The sequence below is a fragment of the Anaerococcus obesiensis ph10 genome (assembly GCF_000311745.1).
Taxonomy (GTDB): Bacteria; Bacillota; Clostridia; order Tissierellales; family Peptoniphilaceae; genus Anaerococcus; species Anaerococcus vaginalis.
In genome coordinates this window covers 428,868-448,923 of sequence record NZ_HE978532.1, presented here as the reverse complement: position 1 = coordinate 448,923, position 20,056 = coordinate 428,868, and the positions used below count along the sequence as shown (strand labels likewise).

The 20,056-nt window shown below is 29.7% G+C and carries 21 protein-coding genes; 20 read left to right on the top strand and 1 reads right to left on the bottom strand.

Features of this window, described 5'->3' with window-relative positions; all coding sequences use genetic code 11:
* The first annotated feature begins 126 nt into the window (after positions 1-126).
* The 5 genes from HGAG_RS08215 (at position 127) to HGAG_RS12175 (ending at position 5,184) form a co-directional block, all read left to right on the top strand.
* On the top strand, positions 127-879 hold the full coding sequence (locus tag HGAG_RS08215) for a sensor histidine kinase (protein ID WP_244263848.1): 753 nt from the start codon (positions 127-129) through the stop codon (positions 877-879).
* Between the two features lie 331 nt (positions 880-1,210).
* Entirely contained in the window at positions 1,211-1,984 is a 774-nt protein-coding gene (locus HGAG_RS08210) for an ABC transporter ATP-binding protein (protein ID WP_019118691.1), read from the top strand.
* Positions 1,971-3,962 carry an ABC transporter permease gene (locus HGAG_RS08205; protein WP_019118690.1) on the top strand — a complete coding sequence of 664 codons (1,992 nt, stop codon included), beginning with the start codon at positions 1,971-1,973 and terminating at the stop codon, positions 3,960-3,962. The genes HGAG_RS08210 and HGAG_RS08205 overlap by 14 nt, the downstream gene beginning before the upstream one ends.
* Before the next feature lie 2 nt (positions 3,963-3,964).
* Positions 3,965-4,585, top strand: a complete 621-nt coding sequence (locus HGAG_RS12180; RefSeq protein WP_244263847.1) for an erythromycin esterase family protein — start codon at positions 3,965-3,967, stop codon at positions 4,583-4,585.
* Positions 4,586-4,659: 74 nt separating this feature from the next.
* Entirely contained in the window at positions 4,660-5,184 is a 525-nt protein-coding gene (locus HGAG_RS12175; protein ID WP_040401663.1) for an erythromycin esterase family protein, read from the top strand.
* Positions 5,185-5,216: 32 nt separating this feature from the next.
* Here HGAG_RS12175 and HGAG_RS08195 read toward each other — a convergent pair whose 3' ends face one another.
* Positions 5,217-6,398, bottom strand: coding sequence for an NAD(P)/FAD-dependent oxidoreductase (locus HGAG_RS08195; RefSeq protein ID WP_019118689.1), 1,182 nt, complete (start codon positions 6,396-6,398; stop codon positions 5,217-5,219).
* Positions 6,399-6,547: 149 nt separating this feature from the next.
* Between HGAG_RS08195 and HGAG_RS08190 the strand changes: the two genes are divergently transcribed.
* The 15 genes from HGAG_RS08190 (at position 6,548) to HGAG_RS08120 (ending at position 20,023) form a co-directional block, all read left to right on the top strand.
* Entirely contained in the window at positions 6,548-7,039 is a 492-nt protein-coding gene (locus HGAG_RS08190) for an AMMECR1 domain-containing protein (protein ID WP_019118688.1), read from the top strand.
* 10 nt (positions 7,040-7,049) lie between these two features.
* Positions 7,050-7,463 (top strand): EamA family transporter, encoded by a 414-nt coding sequence (locus tag HGAG_RS08185; RefSeq protein WP_026074082.1) that lies wholly within the window; start codon positions 7,050-7,052, stop codon positions 7,461-7,463.
* 307 nt (positions 7,464-7,770) lie between these two features.
* On the top strand, positions 7,771-10,881 hold the full coding sequence (gene ileS, locus HGAG_RS08180) for an isoleucine--tRNA ligase (protein ID WP_019118686.1): 3,111 nt from the start codon (positions 7,771-7,773) through the stop codon (positions 10,879-10,881).
* A 53-nt stretch (positions 10,882-10,934) separates the two neighbouring features.
* Positions 10,935-11,393 (top strand): NUDIX domain-containing protein, encoded by a 459-nt coding sequence (locus tag HGAG_RS08175; protein WP_019118685.1) that lies wholly within the window; start codon positions 10,935-10,937, stop codon positions 11,391-11,393.
* 355 nt (positions 11,394-11,748) lie between these two features.
* The gene (locus tag HGAG_RS08170; protein WP_040401662.1) at positions 11,749-12,843 is read left to right on the top strand and encodes a DMT family transporter; all 1,095 of its coding nucleotides are present in this window, start codon (positions 11,749-11,751) and stop codon (positions 12,841-12,843) included.
* Positions 12,843-13,106, top strand: coding sequence for a hypothetical protein (locus HGAG_RS08165; RefSeq protein WP_019118683.1), 264 nt, complete (start codon positions 12,843-12,845; stop codon positions 13,104-13,106). The genes HGAG_RS08170 and HGAG_RS08165 overlap by 1 nt, the downstream gene beginning before the upstream one ends.
* 8 nt (positions 13,107-13,114) lie before the next feature.
* Positions 13,115-13,408, top strand: coding sequence for a BMC domain-containing protein (locus HGAG_RS08160; RefSeq protein WP_004839425.1), 294 nt, complete (start codon positions 13,115-13,117; stop codon positions 13,406-13,408).
* A gap of 8 nt (positions 13,409-13,416) precedes the next feature.
* Positions 13,417-13,707: a BMC domain-containing protein gene (locus HGAG_RS08155; protein WP_004839424.1), complete on the top strand. Its 291-nt coding sequence runs from the start codon at positions 13,417-13,419 to the stop codon at positions 13,705-13,707.
* Positions 13,708-13,717: 10 nt separating this feature from the next.
* The gene (locus HGAG_RS12320) at positions 13,718-13,846 is read left to right on the top strand and encodes a hypothetical protein (RefSeq protein WP_019118682.1); all 129 of its coding nucleotides are present in this window, start codon (positions 13,718-13,720) and stop codon (positions 13,844-13,846) included.
* A gap of 38 nt (positions 13,847-13,884) precedes the next feature.
* Entirely contained in the window at positions 13,885-15,150 is a 1,266-nt protein-coding gene (locus HGAG_RS08145; RefSeq protein ID WP_019118681.1) for an aldehyde dehydrogenase family protein, read from the top strand.
* 8 nt (positions 15,151-15,158) lie between these two features.
* A complete protein-coding gene (cutC, locus tag HGAG_RS08140) occupies positions 15,159-17,708 on the top strand; it encodes a choline trimethylamine-lyase (protein WP_019118680.1) in 2,550 nt (849 codons plus the stop codon).
* A gap of 17 nt (positions 17,709-17,725) precedes the next feature.
* Positions 17,726-18,688, top strand: coding sequence for a choline TMA-lyase-activating enzyme (cutD, locus tag HGAG_RS08135; protein WP_019118679.1), 963 nt, complete (start codon positions 17,726-17,728; stop codon positions 18,686-18,688).
* A gap of 8 nt (positions 18,689-18,696) precedes the next feature.
* Positions 18,697-19,035 (top strand): BMC domain-containing protein, encoded by a 339-nt coding sequence (locus HGAG_RS08130; protein WP_004839420.1) that lies wholly within the window; start codon positions 18,697-18,699, stop codon positions 19,033-19,035.
* On the top strand, positions 19,032-19,487 hold the full coding sequence (locus HGAG_RS08125) for a EutP/PduV family microcompartment system protein (RefSeq protein ID WP_019118678.1): 456 nt from the start codon (positions 19,032-19,034) through the stop codon (positions 19,485-19,487). Before HGAG_RS08130 ends, HGAG_RS08125 begins: the two co-directional genes overlap by 4 nt.
* Positions 19,475-20,023, top strand: coding sequence for an ethanolamine utilization cobalamin adenosyltransferase (locus tag HGAG_RS08120; RefSeq protein ID WP_019118677.1), 549 nt, complete (start codon positions 19,475-19,477; stop codon positions 20,021-20,023). Before HGAG_RS08125 ends, HGAG_RS08120 begins: the two co-directional genes overlap by 13 nt.
* Positions 20,024-20,056: the final 33 nt, after the last annotated feature.

Below are 20,056 nucleotides of genomic sequence, written 5' to 3'. Positions count from 1 at the left end.
ATCTCATCTTTAATATTTTCTTTTGCCTTTCCTATAGATTTTAGGATTTTTTCCTATTGCTTATTAATTTTATTTTTTATTTTTTTATTTATAGGAATTTTTAGATTTTTTAAAGTAAAAAAGTGTTTGGAAAAAAATTCTTTTTCTTTTTTTGAGAAAAATCTTTATGAAAGGCATTTGAAAGAAATTTTTGAAAGTAAGGAAAAAGAAATAGAAAATCTTAGAATTTCTAGTAAACTAAGGCAAAATGATTTGGAAAATCTTTTGACAATTTGGACCCATCAAATAAAAACACCCCTTTCAAGTATTTCTTTGATTAGCGAAAGGGAAGAAAATTATGATATAAAAAGAGAACTAATAAGGATTGACGATTATATTGCATCGATTTTGTCCTTTATAAAATTAGGTCAGGATAGTCTGGATTATTCTTTTAAATCTTTTTCTATTGAAAAGCTTATTAAAGATATTGTAAAAAGATATAGGAGTTTTTTTATCCATAAAAATTTAAAATTAATTCTTGATATAGAAGATGAAAATATAGTTTCAGATCCAAAATGGCTGGGATTTGTCCTTGAGCAGGTTTTGTTTAATGCTATAAAATACACAGACAAGGGATATATAAAAATATCCTACCATGATTTTATTTTAAAAATTGAAGATTCTGGAATTGGTATTAAAAAAGAGGATTTGAAAAATATTAATAAATTTGGATTTAGTGGAGATAGTGATAAAAGAGATGCAAATTCAACTGGCATAGGACTTTTTTTGGTAAATGATATTTTAAAAAAGCTTGGATATGCTTATAAGATTGATTCGAAGGAGAAAGAGGGGACTGTTTTTTCGCTTAATCTTAAAAAGGCTGATATTATTGAAAATTAATTGGGGTTTTTGTATATATTATAAGTAAACAAATCCTCAAGCACGAATATCTGACTACAAAAATTGTTGATTTCTAAATTTTAAAATTCTAAAATCGCAAACTCGCGTTCGCTCGAACAGTGCGATTTTTGACGAATTTTTAAATTTGAAATCAAATCAATTTTTTACGTATGATATTCTTAGCATGAGGATTTGAATACTTTATCAACAGTATAAATCGGCATTTGCCGATTTTTTTAATCTTACAATATGTAAGTTTAGGGGAAAAATTGTAAGTTTAGATTAGGGATTTTTTCTTTTATTTTTTGTAATATAGACTCAGGAGGAATATATGAATATATTAGAAGTTAAAAATTTAAGAAAAGTTTATAATAGTGAAGATAAAAATACAGAGGTTGTTGCCTTAAAAGATATTAATTTTGATGTTGAAGAGGGCGAATTTGTTGCCATAATGGGCGAGAGTGGGTCTGGAAAGTCTACTCTTTTAAATTTGATTGCAACTTTGGATAAAGAAACTTCTGGAGATGTGATTTTGTCTGGTGAAAATACAAAAAATAAAAGTGATAAGGAAAGGGCAAAGTTTAGGAGGGAAAAATTGGGCTTTGTCTACCAATATTTTTCGCTTTTATCTTCTTTAAACAACAGGGACAATATATTTTTGCCTTTGGTTTTGGCAAATGAAAAATACAAAATTATGGAAGAAAAATTAGCTCCTATTGCAAGTGCCTTAAAAATTGAAAATCTTTTGGATAAATTTCCTTATCAAATTTCCGGAGGACAAAAACAAAGAGTTGCCGTTGCAAGATCTCTTATTACAAATCCAAAAATTTTACTGGCAGATGAGCCAACAGGAGCCTTGGATTCGAATTCATCAATGGAGCTTTTAAATATTTTTGAAAAAATAAACAAAAATGGGCAAACAATTCTTATGGTAACTCATTCAACCATGGCTGCTGCAAGGGCCTCTAGGGTTTTATTTATAAAAGATGGGAAAATTTTCTATGACCTTTATAAGGGAGATAGGACCAATGACCAAATGTATGAAAAATTGGTCAAATCTCAAATGATGATTTTATCTGGAGGTGAGGGATTTGAACAAGCTTAATTTTAAAATGGCGACAAGGGGAATAAAAAATAATAAATTTTTGTATTTTCCTTACATTTTGGCATCAAGTTTTATGCTTTTCATTTTTAATCTTTTAATAGATTTAAAAAGTGAAAAATTTATTCTAGACTCCAGGGGAAGCGAAATCATAAAAACTCTTTTGGAAATGGGTTCATGGATTGTGGCTATTTTTTCTCTGATTTTTCTTGTCTACATGGCAAAAACCATTGTCAAAAATCGCTACAAGGAATTGGGACTTTTGTATGGACTTGGAATGGACAAAAAATCTTTGAGAAAAATTTTGATTATAGAAAATTTAATTCTTGGAATTTTAGTCTTGATAATTGGAACATTTTTTACAATTCTTTTGGGACCTCTTTTTATAAATTTGGTGGCAAGAATTTTAAAAATTCAAACTCAAATTAAACTTTCTATAAATTTTTCTAAGTTAGCTTTGGGACTTATGATTTTTGCCACAATCTTTATTTTAATAACTTTGATAAGTTTAAATTCAATTAGAAAAACAAATCCAATTGAGCTTTCAAAACTTTCCCAAAAAGGAGAAAAAGAGCCAAGGGCAAATATTATTTCTATGATTTTAGCCATAATTTTGATTGGATATGGCTATTATACAGCCCTTTCAATTGATGGGGGAATATTTCAAGCTCTTCCAAGATTTTTACCAGCAAGTATAGCCGTAATAATTGGAACATATTTTTTCTTCAGGTCTCTTGTGATTTGGATTTTAAAAGCAATTAGAAAAAATAAAAAAATTTATTATAAGGGCACAAATATGACCTTTATAGGTGAGCTTATCAAAAGAAGCAAGGAATCTGCCATGGCTCTTTCATCAATTACAATTATCTCTTCACTTTTTCTTTTGAGTTTTGTTGTAATGAGTGCCATGTTTGTTGGGAAAAATGATTTATTAGATAGGATTGCTCCAAGTGATTTTTTGATCCAATACCAAGAAAATGATAAGGAAAGTGAAAAATATACAAAAAATTTCCTTGAAAAAAATATAGACAAAGAAAAAATAAAAAATCTTGGAGAATTTAAAAGAAAAGGTCTTGTAGTTAGTGAAAAATCACCTGGAAAATTTTCTATACTGGAAGATGATGATTTAAGAAAAACAATAATGGATGATAAAACAAAAATTATATCCATAACAGATATAAAATCCTTTAATATGGCAAATAAGACAAATATTTCTCTTAAAAAGGATGAGGCTATAGTTTTTGATTCCAAAGCAAAAAAATACGGAAAAATTTCTTTAGAAAATCAAAATTTGAAAGTAAAAGAAAATGCAAAAAACATTTCCTATGTCTTAATGGATCCTACGACAAGTCTTTTTCACAATATTCTTGTAGTTGTAGATGATTTGGATGAATTTTCAAAAAAAATATCTGATGGCAAAAATAATAAGATTTTCCCTAGTGTATCAGGAACGTATTTTGACCTAAAAGAAAAAAATCAAAAAAATATTGATGAGATGGCAAATACATTAAATAAAAATATATCTGATACAGATGAAATTTTAGTTAAAAATTCCATAGAAAACAGGATGGAATTTGATAAAATTCACACGGGAGCCTATATTGTTGTTCTTATTTTAGCCCTAGTATTTTTAATCTCAACCATAATTGTAATTTATTACAAACAAGCCGCAGAAGGTCTTGAAGATGGAAGAAATATAAAAATATTACAAAAAGTGGGAATGAGCAAAAAAGAAATAAAAAAATCAGTCAAAAAACAAAACTATTTTACATTTTTTGGTCCACTAATAATTTCAATAATCCATATTTTAATCGCGTCAAAACTTGCCTTTGGCATGATTCAAATGTTTGCCATGCTTGAGCTTAGAAGATTTATAGAAATAGAAGCGATTTGTATAATAATTTTCTCATTAATTTATATAATGATATTTAGAATAACCTTACCAATATATTTTGAGATGGGAAAATTAAATAAGGAGTAAAAATGAAAAAAATATTTAAAATTCTTCTATATATAATAATTTCAATTTCAATATTAGGATTTTTGTTTATATTTTTGTGGACAAAAATTCCGGAATTTAAAGCCAAAAAAGAAATTTCAGATTTGGGAAAATATGCTCAAAAAATAGAAGATATAAAGATTGATGACCAAGTAGAAATCATTGGTCTTGGAGAAGCTACACATGGTAACAAAGAATTTCAAGAATTAAAATTAGACATATTAAAAAAATTAGTAAAAGATGCAAATGTTAGAGCCTTTGCCTTGGAATGTGATTTTTCAGAAGGGATGGAAATAGATTCTTATGTAAAATCAGGAAAATTTCAAAAAAATCCATCAAAAATTTTCTCCTTTACAATCTATCATACAAATCAGATGAATGATTTAATAAATTGGATAAAAAAATACAACCAAAATCACGACCAAAAAATTTCCTTTTACGGTTTTGATATGCAAAATCCAGAAAATTCCGTAAAACTTTTAAAAGATTTTGTAAAAAAAGAAAATATAGATTTTGATATAAAAAGTCTGGATGTCTTAGAAAAAGATAATATTTCAATCAAAGATCCAAAGATGAAAGTCTTGGAAGAAAATTTAAAAAATTAAATGAAAAACTTGAAAAAAATACCAAAGAAAAAAGACTTATAGAAAATATTCTATCAAGTTTTCCATATTATAAAATGGTTGATGATTATGTAAAATCAAGTGAATATAGAGATGAAAAAATGGCAGAAAATATTTCTTGGATAAAAGATTACGAAAAAAATTCAAGAATAATGATAGCAGGCCACAATGGCCATATTGGAAAAAAGGAACCAATGTATAAAAATATGGGAGAAAATTTACTGGAAAAATATAAAAAATCATATTTTCCAATAGGAACAGATTTTTATAAAACAAAGGTAAATATAAAAACTATGCAAAAAAATCAAAGGACAATACAAAAATTTATATCAGCAGATCCTTTTGCCTACCAGGCAAAAAATTATAAAAATTCCTATTATTTAGATTTTTCAAAAGTAAAAGATGGAGATTGTAAAAATCTCTTAGATTCAAAAATAAAAATGGGCTCATTAGGCGAAGGCTACACTTGGGTAATGAAATTTATCCCATACTCATATAGAATAGAAAATTCTCCAAAAGAAATTTTTGATTCGATGATTTTTGTATATGAAGCAAATCCTATTAAAAATATAGAAAATTAAAAAAGCTCTTGGGTTAGCCAAGAGCTTTATTTTTACATCCTAAAAATTTCTTTTCCAAGTTTTGTATTTTTTGGATCTTCTTTTTCGAATACTATTTTTTTAACGTCATTTTGGAATTTTATGTCTTTGTAGAGGATGCCTCCTACAAAATCTTCGCCTTTTTTGAATAATTTGTAGACTTTTTCTCCGTCTTCTTTTTTGATTTCTTCTATTGCTTCGCCTGAATTTAAGCCTGCTGAAAATAGTTTTATATCTCCAAGAAGTAGGGATGAAAATGGTTTTGGTGTTTGGTAGGTTTTGTTATCTCCTGTCATATTGCTTCCTGCAATTTCTCCCATTTCCATTGATGCTGTCCAAAGACCGATTGTAGCTTGTCCTAATTGCATACAGTCTCCTGCTGCATATACATTATCATCACTTGTTTTTAAATTTTCATTTACAAGGATTCCACGTTCAATTTCAAGTCCAGATTTTTCTGCAAGTTCTAGATTATTTCTCACACCAGTTTGAACCAAAATTGTATTTGCTTCGATTTCTTCTCCATCTTCAAGTTTTATTCCACAAACTTTACCATCTTTTTCTAAAATTTCTGCAGTATTTTTTCCTGTAGAAGTTTTGATTCCTGCGTCATTTAATTCTTTTTCTAACTTTTTGGAAAGTTCATTATCAAGTTGTTTTCCTAAAATATAGTCAAAAGTTTCAATAACAAGGACTTCGCAACCTGTATTTTTTACAGAAAAAGCAGCTTCAAGTCCCAAAAGTCCCCCACCAATTACTACAACTTTCTTGTTTTCCTTGATGTGGTTTTTGAAAGAATTTAAATCTTCAACACTTCTAATTGCAAAAACTCCATCAGCGTCAATATTTTTTATTGGTGGCACAAATGGATGAGATCCTGTTGCTATAAGGGCTTTTTTATATTCAATTTCTTCCCCATTTTTTAAAATTGCCTTTTTATTTTCAAGGTCAAGTTTTTCTACTTCACATTCAAGCTTTTCTTCTATATTATTTTTTTCGTACCATTCAGGTTTTTTTACCAAAATTTCATCATCTGTAAAATCTTTTGCAATAAGCTCAGATAATTTTGTTCTCCAATAAGTGTGTTTTGCTGATTTTGAAATTATAATAATAGAAGAATTTTCTTCTTTTTTTCGAATAGTTTCAGCAGCCTTTTGACCTGCTATTCCATTTCCAACAATTAAATAATCGTACATTTATTTTCTCCTTTTGTTTATTTATTAACTAAAATTTTTTCTCTTCCTATTAGTTTACCCATTTTCAATTAATTTATCTATAAATTGGGTAAATTAATAGAGTAAAAGGAAATAAAAATTGAAAATTAAAATAAAGAAAGAATTTCAAAATGGATGATTATGTAAAACTTGCTTATGATGCAATTAAATATTATTTGGAAAATAAAACGTATCTTAGGAATTTTGATAAAAAATTTGAAAATAAATTAAATGGGATAAGAGTTGAAGTGAAAATTGATGGAAGACTAAAAGGAATTTCTGGCTCAATTTTTCCAACTAGAAAAAATTTAGGACTTGATATAGTTTATGAGGCAGTAAATGCAGGATTTTTTGATCTAAAATTTAATCCAATTAGAAAAGAAAATTTAAAACATTTAGAGATAAAAGTTTTTGAATATTTTGATGTAGAAAAACTTAGATTTATTGAAGATTTCAAAGATTATGATGGAATAATGCTTTCTTTTATGGAAGAAAACTATTATGTCTATAGAAAAGACTTTGATTCTGATATAAAAATGCTAGAAAAAGCCCTAGAAATTTCTAATGTTGATAGCTGGGATAATTTTTCTATTGATAAATTTAAGCTTAAAATTCATAAATAAGGGAGATATTATGTGGCTTTTACTTGCGATTTTTTCATCAATTTTTGCAGCTCTTACTTCAATTTTGGCAAAAGTTGGAATTGAAGGGGTAAATTCAAATCTTGCAACTGCAATCAGGACTTTTGTAGTTTTAATAATGAGCTGGGGCATGGTTTTTATTACTTCTTCATTTTCTGGAATTTATAATATTAGCAAAAAATCCTGGATATTTTTAATTTTATCAGGTCTTGCAACTGGACTTAGTTGGCTTTGTTATTATGGAGCCTTAAAATATGGAAATGCTTCAAAGGTTGTTCCGATTGATAAAATGAGTGTGGTTTTAACTTTGATTCTTGCATTTTTATTTTTGGGCGAAGAATTTACGGCAAAATCTATTATTGGATGTATTTTAATTACAGCAGGAACTCTTTTTATGGTTTTATAAATATATATTTTTTTAAATAAAAAGCAATTTGACTTTTTCCTTTAAAAATAGTAAATTAGTCAGTAGATATAGGCAATTAAAAGAAGAGTAGTTTTAAAAAATAATTTACAGAGAGGCCTTTAGGTGAAAGTGGCTATGAATTTTTTATTATGAAGATCATCTTTTAGCTTAATAAATGAAAAAATTAGTTTATTACGTAAGATAGGCGTTAACTTCATACTCAATTTTTGGGTGGACCGTCCCTTCTGGGGGCGTTTTTTTATTATAATTTATTTTAAAAGAAAATTTATAAGAAAGAAAGGGAATTATGGCAAGTTTTAAATCACTAGATACAAAAAATACTAAACAAAGAGAACTTGATCTTTCCAAATATTGGCAAGAAATTGACCTGTTGGATAAGACTTTTACAACAAGAGAAGATGCAGACGAATATATAATTTTTGATGGCCCTCCAACTGCAAATGGAAAACCAGGAATCCATCACGTTATAGCAAGAACCTTGAAGGATATGACTTCAAGATATAAAAATATGATGGGCTTTAAGGTTTTGAAAAAAGCTGGATGGGATACACACGGACTTCCTGTTGAAATCGAAGTTGAAAAAGAATTAGGCTTTACAGAAAAAGATCAAATAGAAAAATACGGCGTTGAAAAATTCAACCAAAAATGTAAGGATTCTGTTTTTAAATATTCTGATATGTGGAGAGATATGTCAGACAGGATGGCTTTTCTTTACGATATGGACAATCCTTACATAACTTTGGACAATGATTATATAGAAACTGAATGGTGGCTATTAAATGAGGCTTTCAAAAAAGGATTAATTTATGAAGGCGCAAAAGTTATGCCATATTGTCCGAGATGTGGTACAGGTCTTGCAAGTCACGAAGTTGCTCAAGGCTATCAAATGGATAAGGCCATAACTTTAATTTGTAAATTTAAGAAAAAAGATGCTGACAATGAATATTTCCTAGCTTGGACAACAACTCCATGGACTCTTCCATCAAACGTAGCTTTAACTGTTCATCCAGAACTTAGCTATGTAAAAGTAAATGATAAAACTGATGGCTGCTATTATTATTTGGCAAAATCTTTGCTTGAAAAAGTTATGGCAGATCATGAATACGAAGTTGTTGAAGAGATGAAAGGAAAAGATCTTGAGTATGTTGAATATGAACAACTACTTCCTTATGTAAAACCAGATGGCAAGGCATTTTTCTTAACTTGTGCTGATTATGTTTCAGCAGAAGACGGAACAGGAATTGTTCACACAGCTCCAGCTTTTGGAGAAGATGACTACCAACTTGGAAGAAAATATAATTTGCCATTCGTTCAACCAGTTGACCTTGAAGGATGTTTTACAGAAACTCCTTGGAAGGGCAAATTTATTTTTGATACAAACGAAGAAATTTTCATTCATCTAAGAGATGAGGGAAAAGTTTATAAAAAACAAACAATCGAACACAATTATCCTCACTGTTGGAGATGTAAAACTCCGCTTGTTTATTACGCAAAACCATCTTGGTATATAGAAATGAGCAAACTTTCCGAAAAAATGGTTGAAAATAATAACGAAGTTAATTGGTATCCACAAACAATCGGGGATAAAAGATTTGGAAATTGGCTTGAAAATGTAAAAGATTGGGCAATTTCAAGATCAAGATATTGGGGAACTCCACTAAATCTTTGGAGATGTGACGATTGTGGTCATGTTGAATCAATTGGTTCAAGAAAAGAATTAGCAGAAAAAGCAAGAGAAGATATAAGTGAAGATATAGAACTTCACAGACCTTATGTTGATGATGTAACTTTAACTTGTCCAGAATGTGGAAAAGTAATGCACAGGGTTCCAGATGTAATTGACGTTTGGTTTGACTCAGGAGCAATGCCATTTTCACAAGTTCATTATCCATTTGAAAAAGGGGAAGATTTAGAAAATTATTTCCCAGCAGATTTCATTTGCGAAGGAATTGACCAAACAAGAGGATGGTTTTATTCACTCATGGCTATTTCAACAATTATTACAGGAAAAGCACCATACAAAAATGTATTAGTAAATGACTTGGTTGTTGATAAAAATGGACAAAAAATGTCAAAATCAAAAGGAAATACCCTAAATCCTTTCGAATTATTTGATAAATATGGGGCAGATGCTGTAAGATTTTATTCATTATATGTATCACCTTGCTGGGTTCCAACAAAATTTGATGAAAAAGGTCTAATTGAAGTTAAAAATAATTTCTTTAGAACAATCGAAAATGTTTATAATTTCTTTGTTCTTTATGCAAATACAGATAATATTGGACTTGATGAGATCAAAAATTTTGAAAATGTAGAGCTTGAAGAAATCGACAAGTGGTTATATTCAAGATTAAATTCACTATTAAAAGCTTATTACGAACAAATGGAATCTTTTGACTACAACAAGGTTGTTCATTTGGTAAATGATTTTGTTGTAGAAGACTTATCAAATTGGTATATAAGAAGAAATAGAAAGAGATTTTGGAGAGAAGATTTAACAGAATCCAAAAAAGCAGTTTACAAAACATGCTACGATGTTTTAGTAAGTCTTTCTAAAATGACAGCTCCAATAGCTCCATTTATTTCAGAAGAAATCTACAGAAATTTAACAGGCGGACTTTCAGTTCACGTTGAAAAACTTGATGAAGTTAATGAAGATTTAATTGATGAAAAATTAGAAGAGAAAATGGATCTTGTAAGAAAAATGGTTACACTTGGTCGTGCATCAAGGGAAAAAGAATCAATCAAGGTTCGCCAACCTCTAGAAAAAATAATAGTAGATGGATCATTTAAAGACACAATCGGTGATTTGACAGGTTTAATCAAAGAAGAATTAAATATAAAAGAAGTTGAATTTGCAGACGATCTTTCAGACTTTATGGATTATTATTTAAAACCAAATTTCAGAAAAGTTGGACAAATTTTTGCTAAAAACGTAGGAGCCTTTGGTAAATTCTTGGCTAGTGTTGATGCAAAAGAATTTGTAGAAAAAGTTGAAAATTCTCCACAAGAAATCGAAATAAATGGAGAAAAATACACTGTCGAAAAAGATTATCTTGATATAAGAATCCAAGCAAAAGAAGGATTTGATGTTGAGATGGATGGAAATGTCTTTGTAGTTTTAGATACAGAAATCACAGAAGATCTTAAAAAAGAAGGATATGCAAGAGAATTTGTATCAAAAATCCAAAATCTTAGAAAAGATAATGGATACGAAGTTACAGATAGAATTGATATTTTCTACAGCGCAGATGATGAATTGAAAAATGCTTTAAAAGAATTTGAAGAAGAAATCAAAAAAGAAACTTTAGCAGATACAATGGAAGTAAAAGACCTTGATACAGAAGAATTCGAATTAAATGATAAAAGTGTAAAAATTGAACTAGAAAGAAAATAAATATAAGAGGAAGTGGGGAAACTTGCTTCCTTTTTTTGTGGATTGGAGTATATATGAAAATTGTACTTATGAATATGGTAAAAATTTATGATGAAAAAAATAATAAGGTTCTAGTTTTAGATAAAAAGAAAAAATATGGCTGGGAGGGCCTCACTTTTCCAGGTGGAAAAGTTGAAAAAAACGAATCTTTTGAAAATTCAGTAATAAGAGAGGCAAAAGAGGAAACAAATTTAGAAATAAAAAATCCAAAATTCGTAGGAATAATTACTTGGGCATTTACAAATGATAAGGGCGAATTTCAAAAAGACGTTGGACTTTTGTATCAAACAAATGATTTTTCTGGAAAATTAATTGAAAATAATAGGGAAGGAAAATTGTTTTGGAAAGATTATGAGGAATTTAAAAAGATGGAAAAGATGAGCGATTCTATGCCAGAAATTTTAAAAATTTATGACGGTAAATACAGGGAAATTTATTGGGATGTGGATAAGGATAGAAAGGATTATTATTAATAAATTTAAAACTTAAAAAATATAAAGACTAATGGTAGCAGAATAGGTATGTTCTGCTATTTTTTAGTTATTTATCTAATTGATTTCACAAAAAACATTAAAAAATCAATTTATAAATATATAAGTATTTAAAATATATAAAAAATATAGAAAAAAAATCAAAAAGTTTTACGCTAAGGTTAAGATTAAAGATAATGTAAGAAAAGAAAAATATAAAAATATGACAAAAGAAAGCTAGAATTTCAATTGGAAACGTTGTTCTTATAAAAAAAGTTGACTTTTACGTTAGGTATATTGTTAATATCTAAACAAGGAAAACATTTATATGTTTTTAAATTAAGAAGAAGGAGATAGAGTGGTGGAAAAAACAAAAAATTATTCAGATGCTGTTAGTAAAGCTGAATCCACTAAGAAAAAACTTGATAAAAAGTATTTTAGCAAGGGTTTAAATATTGGTATTCAATCTGGTATATATTATGGACTTTACACAGCATTAGTAACTACAGCCACAGTGTATGGAATATGGAAGTTTTGGTATTCAGGTGAAGCTGGACTTTCAGATATTACATTGGCTTTTATTCTTGGAACACTTGCAACAGGAATAAACGATTTAACATCAGCAATCTGGGCTTTAGCAAATTCAATTATCAAGGGGAAATTTGGAGATTTTATAAAGACTTTAAAAACAAAGCCAGGAATGATAATGGTATTTGCAGCTATAGTCGGAGGGCCGATAGCAGGAGTTACATATATTCTTGCTGTTCAAATGGGAGGACCAGTTGTTATACCTATAGCGGGTCTTAATGTAGCTATTGGAGCAATTCTTGGAAGAATAATCTTAAAGCAAGAATTATCAGCAAGAACAATTTTAGGAATTGTTATTTGCTTAGCTTCGTCTCTTTTAATAGGCGCGACAAGTCTTACTGGAGAGGTTAAAGATGGAATGGTTTTAGGAATAATCCTTGCAATCGTGGCAGCATTTGGATGGGGACTTGAAGGAGTTATAGCTGGATTTGGAACTTCAATGATTGATTCGGAAATAGGAATAGCTATTAGGCAAACCACATCATCATTAGCAAATCTATTAATAGTTTTACCAGTTTTTGGAATAATTGAAGGGAGCGGAATACATCTTATTTCTGGTCTTTTCATAAATGCTATTACTGATCCAACAATTTTAATTTTATTTGCTAGTGGATTTTTTACATTTATATCATTTGCCTTTTGGTATAAAGGAAATTCAATGTGCGGAGCAGCTTTAGGTATGGCATGCAATGGAACATATACTTTCTGGGGTCCATTTTTCTGTTGGATTATACTTGGAATAATTTTGAAAAATCCAGGTTATGAAATAGTGCCAATAGCATGGTTAGGATCACTTCTTATGGCATTAGGAATATTTATAATGAGTGTAAATCCACTTGATTATTTTAAAAGAGGTAACAAATAATGAGAAGACCATTAAACTATGAAATATTAAAATATTTTACTAATGTGGATAAGGCGTCTGCAAAAGATGTTTATCAAGCGTTAAAAGATGAATTCAAAAATCACAAGGCTTTTACAATGGAAAATATAATAGAAAGTCTTATGACGGCTAAAGAAAATGGATTAATAGATGAGGATTCATATATGCTAATAGATGATGAATTAGTTGTTTATTATAAAGCAAGTGAAGAACAAAAAAATACTATAAATTCTTATATTAAGTAGGTGAAAATATGCAATACGAATCACAAGCAATAGGTCTTATAGAAACTTTGGGTATGTTGCCAGCTATAAAGGCATTAGATGCTATGCTAAAAGCAGCAGATGTAAAGTTTGTATCCTATGAAAACGTAGGATCAACTCTAGTTACTGTAATAGTAAGAGGAGATGTTTCATCATGTATGAGTGCAGTAAAAGCCGGAGTAGCTGAAGGTGAAAAAATTGGAAAAATAACAGCTCATAATGTTATGAAACGACCAGTAACAAATGTAAGTAAAGTAATTTCAGTTCATAAAGTAGAAGATTAGGAGAAAAGATGCAAGCATTAGGAGGCATAGAAACTTTCGGTTTAGTATATGTGCTAGAAGCCGCAGATGCAATGGAAAAAGCAGGTAGTGTAGAAATTATTGGTTACGAAAACGTAGCCAGTGGATATATTTCAATACTTGTAAAAGGAGATGTGTCAGCAGTTGAATCAGCAGTACAAGCAGGAGTTAAGGCAGTAGAAGCTATGGGAGCAGAAGTTTACTCGTCATTAGTAATACCAAGCCCACATCCAGATTTAGAGAAAGTAACCGAAATTTATAATTTAGATAATTTGATTTAAGGGGTGGACTATGAAAGTAATAGATACAGATCTTCTTTCGATTCAACAAGCAAGAATTTTATTAGAACAGGCAGAAAATTCTAGGGAAATTCTTCTTGACATTGACAAAGAAACAAGAAATGAACTATTAAAAAAATAAAACAATATTACAAAACTAACATAGACCAACTTGCAAAAATGTCTTTTGAAGAAACATCATATGGAAAATATGAGGATGAGATAAAACTTGGAAATTATTATTTAGATAATTTGGAAAATGAATTGAAAGCATATCCTCAAATATATGATATAGTAAAAAATCAAAACTCAAGACAAGTAGCTCTTTCAAAAGGTGTTAGTCTTGTATTTATAGCCCCATACCTATCAACACTTACTAGTTTTCAAGCCATATATTTTGCAATAAGAGCTTTAAATCCTCTTATTGTAGTAAGTGATTTACGATGTGAAAAGACTGTAACAAAAATGGTTGAAGATATTAAGAAAATCTTAAAAGAAAATTTTTATCCAAGAGGTTTTTTAGATATTTTAACCTATAACTCTGACTTAGGAGAAAAAACCTTATATGAAAGTGAAAAAGTTTCATTCATATTGGAAAATCTTCTAAGCGAAAACAAAAGAAAAATCCAAAACGATAAGGCTCAAATTTTTAAAGCGGAAATAGGAAATAACATAGTATTTATCGACAAAGATTGTGATATAGATAAGGCAAGTTGTGAAGTTATAAATTCAAAAACATTTAATAACGGACTTTTGCCAGGAGTAGAGCAATCAATAGTAGTAGAAGAAAATGCTTATGAAAAGGTTGTAGAAAAATTTAAAGAATATGGAGCATTTTTTCTAAGCAAAGACGAACATATAAAACTTGAAAAAATATTATATGATCAAGACCATAATTGCAGAAAGGAACTTATAGGAAGAAGTGCAAGGCAAATCGCCGAAATTGCAGGAATAAAAGTTAATTCAGATACAAAAATTCTAGTGGTTACAAAACCATATGTATCAGAAAAAAGTCCTTATTCAAAAGAAAAATATAATCCTATAGTTTCTTTATATATAGAAAATGATTGGTTGAATGCTTGTGAAAAATGCGTTGAATTAATTTTAAACGACAAAAAAGGTCAAAGCCTTTCAATATATTCTGACGATGCATATGTAATTGAACAATTTATAGAAAAAAAACCTGTAGCAAGAGTTTTGGTGAACTCACCAACTGGTTTAGGTTCAGTAGGAATAGGAACAAACCTTCCCATAAGTTTTAGCCTATCAACAAAAAAAATAGAAGGATGCAATCAAACATCACTAACACCAAACCATTTTATGAAATTTAGAGAAATAGGTATATGTGATAAAAAAGATATAAGCTCCTTTCTAAGCGAAAAAACTGTCAAAAAAGATAAAGATTTATTTGATAAAATATTAAATTCATTAGAAAAAGATTATTAGGAGGAGAAATGGACTTAAGAGAATTTTCTAAGAAATTGGCAATGGCAACAGAGCATATGTCAGATTCAGAAAAAGAAAGTGTACGCAAATTATTTGAAAAAGTGCAAGATCAATTAAATAAAGAAGATAATAAAAATTGTGATTTAAGTGTGGGAATACAAAGTGAAGGAACACAAATTCCTAATGGACCTACTCAAAGACTTATTGATTTAAAGGCAAACTTTTTAAAACAAGTTCCAACTATAACCTTGCATAGGGCAAAAATAGTAACAGAACTAACAAAAGCAAATCCAGGAATGCCAAAGAATGTTCTAAGAGCAAAAGCTTTTAGAAAAAATTGTGAAACAGCACCACTTGTAATTCAAGATAATGAATTAATAGTAGGTTCACCTTGTGGGGCACCAAGAAGCGGAGCATTTTCTCCAGATATTTCTTGGAGATGGTTAAGAGATGAATTAGATACAATTGAAAACAGACCACAAGATCCATTCCACATTTCAGAAGAAGACAAACAATATTGTAAAGACGTATTGTTCCCATTCTGGGAAGGAAGAAGTCTTGATGAAGTATGTGAAGACCAATATAGAGATGCTGGAGTATGGGAATTATCAGGAGAATCTTTCGTATCAGACTGTTCTTACCACCAAGTAAATGGAGGAGGAGATTCCAATCCAGGATATGATGTAATCCTAATGAAAAAAGGAATGAAAGATATCCAACAAGAAGCAAAAGAGCACTTAGAAAAACTTGATTATTCAAATCCAGAAGATATAGATAAAATTTACTTCTACAAATCAGTAATAGAAACAACTGAAGGGGTAATGATATATGCTAAAAGATTAAGTGAATATGCAAAACAATTAGCTCAAAAAGAAACAAATCCAAAAAGAAAAATTGAATTGGAAAAAATAGCAGAAGTAAATGCTCACGTTCCAGCAAATAAACCTAGAACATTTTGGGAAGCGATACAAGCAGTTTGGACAATAGAATCCTTGCTTGTAGTTGAAGAAAACCAAACAGGAATGTCAATAGGAAGAGTTGACCAATATATGTATCCATTCTACAAAAAAGATATTGAAAGTGGAAGAATGAATGATTACCAAGCTTTTGAACTTGCAGGATGTATGCTAATAAAAATGAGCGAGATGATGTGGCTAACAAGTGAAGGTTCATCTAAATTCTTTGCAGGATATCAACCATTCGTTAATATGACAATCGGTGGAATCACAAGAGAAGGTGTCGATGCAACAAATGATTTAACATATCTTTTGATGGATGCGGTAAGACATGTGAAAATATACCAACCATCACTTGCAACAAGAATCCACACAAAATCTCCAGAAAAATATTTAAGAAAAATTGTAGATGTAGTAAGAGCTGGAATGGGCTTCCCTGCTTGCCACTTTGATGATACTCACATAAAAATGATGCTTGCAAAAGGAGTAAGCGTAGAAGATGCTAGAGATTATTGTATGATGGGATGCGTTGAACCACAAAAATCTGGAAGATTATATCAATGGACATCAACTTCATACACACAATGGCCAATAGCAATAGAATTAACATTAAACCACGGTGTTCCACTTTGGTATGGAAAACAAGTTACACCTGATTTAGGAAGTCTCTCAAACTTTGATACTTGGGAAAAATTTGAAAAGGCTGTAAAAGAACAAATTTCATATATAACAAAATTAACAGCAGCAGCAACTACAATATCTCAAATAGTTCACAGAGATATGGCACCTAAGCCTTTAATGTCAATAATGTATGAAGGCTGTATGGAACATGGAAAAGATGTTTCAGCAGGTGGAGCAATGTATAATTTTGGTCCAGGAGTTGTATGGTCAGGACTTGCAACTTATGCAGATAGTATGGCAGCGATCAAAAAATTAGTTTATGACGATAAAAAATATAGCCTAGAACAATTAAATGAAGCATTAAAAGCAGAATTTAAAGGCTATGAACAAATTAAAAGAGATTGCTTAGACGCTCCAAAATATGGTAACGATGATGACTATGCAGATAAGATTTGTAACGATATTATAAACTTTACAGAAAGAGAACACGCAAAATATAGAACACTTTATTCAAGACTTTGCCATGGAACACTTTCAATATCTAATAATACACCATTTGGACAAATGACAGGAGCATCAGCTAACGGTCGTGATGCATGGACACCATTATCAGATGGTATATCACCAACTCAAGGTGCTGACTTTAATGGGCCAACAGCAATTATAAAATCAGTATCAAAAATGGCAAATGATTCAATGAATATGGGTATGGTACACAATTTCAAAATTCAAAAAGGAATTTTAGATTCTATAGAAGGAGAAAATGCTCTTGTAACCTTATTACGTACAGCATGTATGTATGGAAATGGAGAGATGCAATTTAACTACTTAGATAATGAAACTATGCTAGATGCTCAAGAACATCCAGAAAAACATAGAGATTTAGTAGTTCGTGTAGCTGGATATTCAGCCTTCTTCGTTGAATTATGTAAGGATGTTCAAGACGAAATTATAAGTCGTACAATGCTAGAACATTTCTAGAATAGAAAGGAATATAAATGGATGTAGATTCAAATAAAGAAGGAATTGAAAGGACTGCTAGAATTTTCAATACTCAAAAGTACAACGTCCATGATGGTCCAGGAGTAAGAACTTTAATATTTTTCAAGGGTTGCCCACTTAGATGCAAGTGGTGCTCCAATCCTGAAGGATTAAAAAGAGAATATCAAGTGATGATTAAAAAAAATGCTTGTATAAATTGTGGTCAATGTGTTAGTGTTTGTCCAAAAAAAATTCATTATATGGAGAATGGAACACACAAAGTTCATAGAGATATAACTTGTATAGGTTGTAGAAGATGTGAGAAAAATTGCCTTCAAAAAGCTATAGAAATTGTAGGCGAAGACAAAACAATAACTGAATTAATGGATATTGTAAAAGAAGATAAAGATTTTTATATGATGAGTGGTGGTGGACTAACAGTAGGCGGAGGAGAATGTAGTGCTCAAGCTGAAAGTTTGAAATCCCTACTTGAAGCAAGTCATATGAGTGGAATTAATACAGCCATAGAAACTTGTGGATATACTTCAAGAAAATCTTTGGATTTAATAAAAGACCATGTAGATTTATTTTTATTTGATATTAAGCAAATGGATCCTGTAAAACATAAATATTGGACTGGAGTAAATAATGAAAGAATCTTATCCAATCTAAGATATTTACTCGAATGTGGAAAAAAAGTTAGGGTAAGGATGCCAATTTTAAAAGGAGTAAATGATAGCCACGAAGAAATAAAAGCAGTTGTAGATTTTTTAGAAGATTTTAAATGTTTTAAAAATTTCGATGGCATAGATTTACTTCCTTATCATAGGTATGGGGTTGGCAAATATGAACAGCTTGATATGGATTATCCAATGGATTCTGAAATGGAAGGTGAATTTGCCTTGTCCAATGAACAGTTAGATGAAATTCAAAAATGGATTGATGAAAAGAAAATCGAAGTGAATTTAGTAAGGCATTAGGTGATAATATGGAAAATTTACAAAGAATAGTTCAAGAATCAGTACCAGGCAAACAAATAACACTTCTTCATCTTATTTCTTCTCCCGATCCATCAGTAAATGAAAAAATTGGTTTGGATAAGGGAAATGCCATAGGAATTATGACCTTAACTCCAACGGAAAGTTCCATAATAGCAGCTGATGTGGCAGCAAAAGCTGCGAATGTAGAAGTTTGCTTTATTGATAGATTTAATGGATGCGTTCTTTTACAAGGAGATAATGAAAGCGTAAAACAGTCCCTACAAGCAGTTAAAGATACTTTTGAAAGTATGCTAAAATTTACTTCTTGTCCCGTAACAATGTCATGAGAAGAAAGTGGTTAATAGCTGGAAATGATGGAGTGGGAAAGACAAGTCTTGCAAGCTTAATTGAAGAGAAAAATCTTAAATCAAAAAAAAGTTTAGATCTTCAATTTAGAGAAAAAACTATTGAAGTATCAGAAGGATATATAGAAAATCCCTACTTAAATAGTGCTTTGATTATGGTTGGACAAAATCAAGCCTTAGTAAATATTTTTATGATAGATTTACAAAAAGATTGTCATGTTCCACCAAACTTTGCAAAATCATTTACCAGACCAACAATTACAATAATCAATAAGATTGATCTTTATGATGATGTAAAGTTGGAAAAATTAAGGCAAATAGCAAATGCTATTGGAAGTGATTATATATTTGAGATATCACTAAAGACAGGTAAGGGACTAGAAAAATTAAGAAAATATATAAAAGAAACTGAGGAAAAAAGATGCTTTTTATAACGGAAGATAATTTAAGATACAAATACAAAAAAAGCCCTTTTGACTCATACATCATTGAAAAAGGTAGTAAGCTAACTCCACAAGCTAGACAATTTCTTTTGGATTTTAGGATAGATATAGTTGATAAAACAAAGGCTAAAAACACAAAAAAGAAACAAAATAAGCTTGGGGATAATCCGATTTGTAAAAATTTGGATGAGAAAAAATTAGATGAAGAAGTGAGTTTGATAATTAAAAAAATTGCTTTTGAGCTTAAAGATTTTGACCATAAATTTGCTTCTTATCTAAATGACTTAGCGATAAAAATTTTTAAAAATGAAATTATAGACCTAGAGAAAATGAATTGTAAAGAAAGTGAAGCTATAGATATTTATATGAATATGAATCTTGATAATCCATATCTTAAAAGCTTTATAAGTATAGAAGAAGGTATTGATAAACTTAATAAGATTAAAGAAAAAAATAATGAAGATCTTATAGATAAAATAGCTATTAGACTTTATATCTGGTTTATAAATATTTGCAAAGGAGGATAAGCTTATCAATTTAGAAAATGTTAATAAAGTCAT

What these genes read in the sequence shown, in the direction of transcription:
- HGAG_RS08210 (WP_019118691.1), top strand. Translation starts at nt 1,211, where the DNA reads ATGAATATATTAGAAGTTAAAAATTTAAGAAAAGTTTATAATAGTGAA.
- HGAG_RS12180 (WP_244263847.1), top strand. Translation starts at nt 3,965, where the DNA reads ATGAAAAAAATATTTAAAATTCTTCTATATATAATAATTTCAATTTCA.
- HGAG_RS12175 (WP_040401663.1), top strand. Translation starts at nt 4,660, where the DNA reads ATGGTTGATGATTATGTAAAATCAAGTGAATATAGAGATGAAAAAATG.
- HGAG_RS08195 (WP_019118689.1), bottom strand. Translation starts at nt 6,398, where the DNA reads ATGTACGATTATTTAATTGTTGGAAATGGAATAGCAGGTCAAAAGGCT.
- HGAG_RS08190 (WP_019118688.1), top strand. Translation starts at nt 6,548, where the DNA reads ATGGATGATTATGTAAAACTTGCTTATGATGCAATTAAATATTATTTG.
- HGAG_RS08185 (WP_026074082.1), top strand. Translation starts at nt 7,050, where the DNA reads ATGTGGCTTTTACTTGCGATTTTTTCATCAATTTTTGCAGCTCTTACT.
- ileS (WP_019118686.1), top strand. Translation starts at nt 7,771, where the DNA reads ATGGCAAGTTTTAAATCACTAGATACAAAAAATACTAAACAAAGAGAA.
- HGAG_RS08175 (WP_019118685.1), top strand. Translation starts at nt 10,935, where the DNA reads ATGAAAATTGTACTTATGAATATGGTAAAAATTTATGATGAAAAAAAT.
- HGAG_RS08165 (WP_019118683.1), top strand. Translation starts at nt 12,843, where the DNA reads ATGAGAAGACCATTAAACTATGAAATATTAAAATATTTTACTAATGTG.
- HGAG_RS08160 (WP_004839425.1), top strand. Translation starts at nt 13,115, where the DNA reads ATGCAATACGAATCACAAGCAATAGGTCTTATAGAAACTTTGGGTATG.
- HGAG_RS08155 (WP_004839424.1), top strand. Translation starts at nt 13,417, where the DNA reads ATGCAAGCATTAGGAGGCATAGAAACTTTCGGTTTAGTATATGTGCTA.
- HGAG_RS12320 (WP_019118682.1), top strand. Translation starts at nt 13,718, where the DNA reads ATGAAAGTAATAGATACAGATCTTCTTTCGATTCAACAAGCAAGAATT.
- HGAG_RS08145 (WP_019118681.1), top strand. Translation starts at nt 13,885, where the DNA reads ATGTCTTTTGAAGAAACATCATATGGAAAATATGAGGATGAGATAAAA.
- cutC (WP_019118680.1), top strand. Translation starts at nt 15,159, where the DNA reads ATGGACTTAAGAGAATTTTCTAAGAAATTGGCAATGGCAACAGAGCAT.
- cutD (WP_019118679.1), top strand. Translation starts at nt 17,726, where the DNA reads ATGGATGTAGATTCAAATAAAGAAGGAATTGAAAGGACTGCTAGAATT.
- HGAG_RS08130 (WP_004839420.1), top strand. Translation starts at nt 18,697, where the DNA reads ATGGAAAATTTACAAAGAATAGTTCAAGAATCAGTACCAGGCAAACAA.
- HGAG_RS08125 (WP_019118678.1), top strand. Translation starts at nt 19,032, where the DNA reads ATGAGAAGAAAGTGGTTAATAGCTGGAAATGATGGAGTGGGAAAGACA.
- HGAG_RS08120 (WP_019118677.1), top strand. Translation starts at nt 19,475, where the DNA reads ATGCTTTTTATAACGGAAGATAATTTAAGATACAAATACAAAAAAAGC.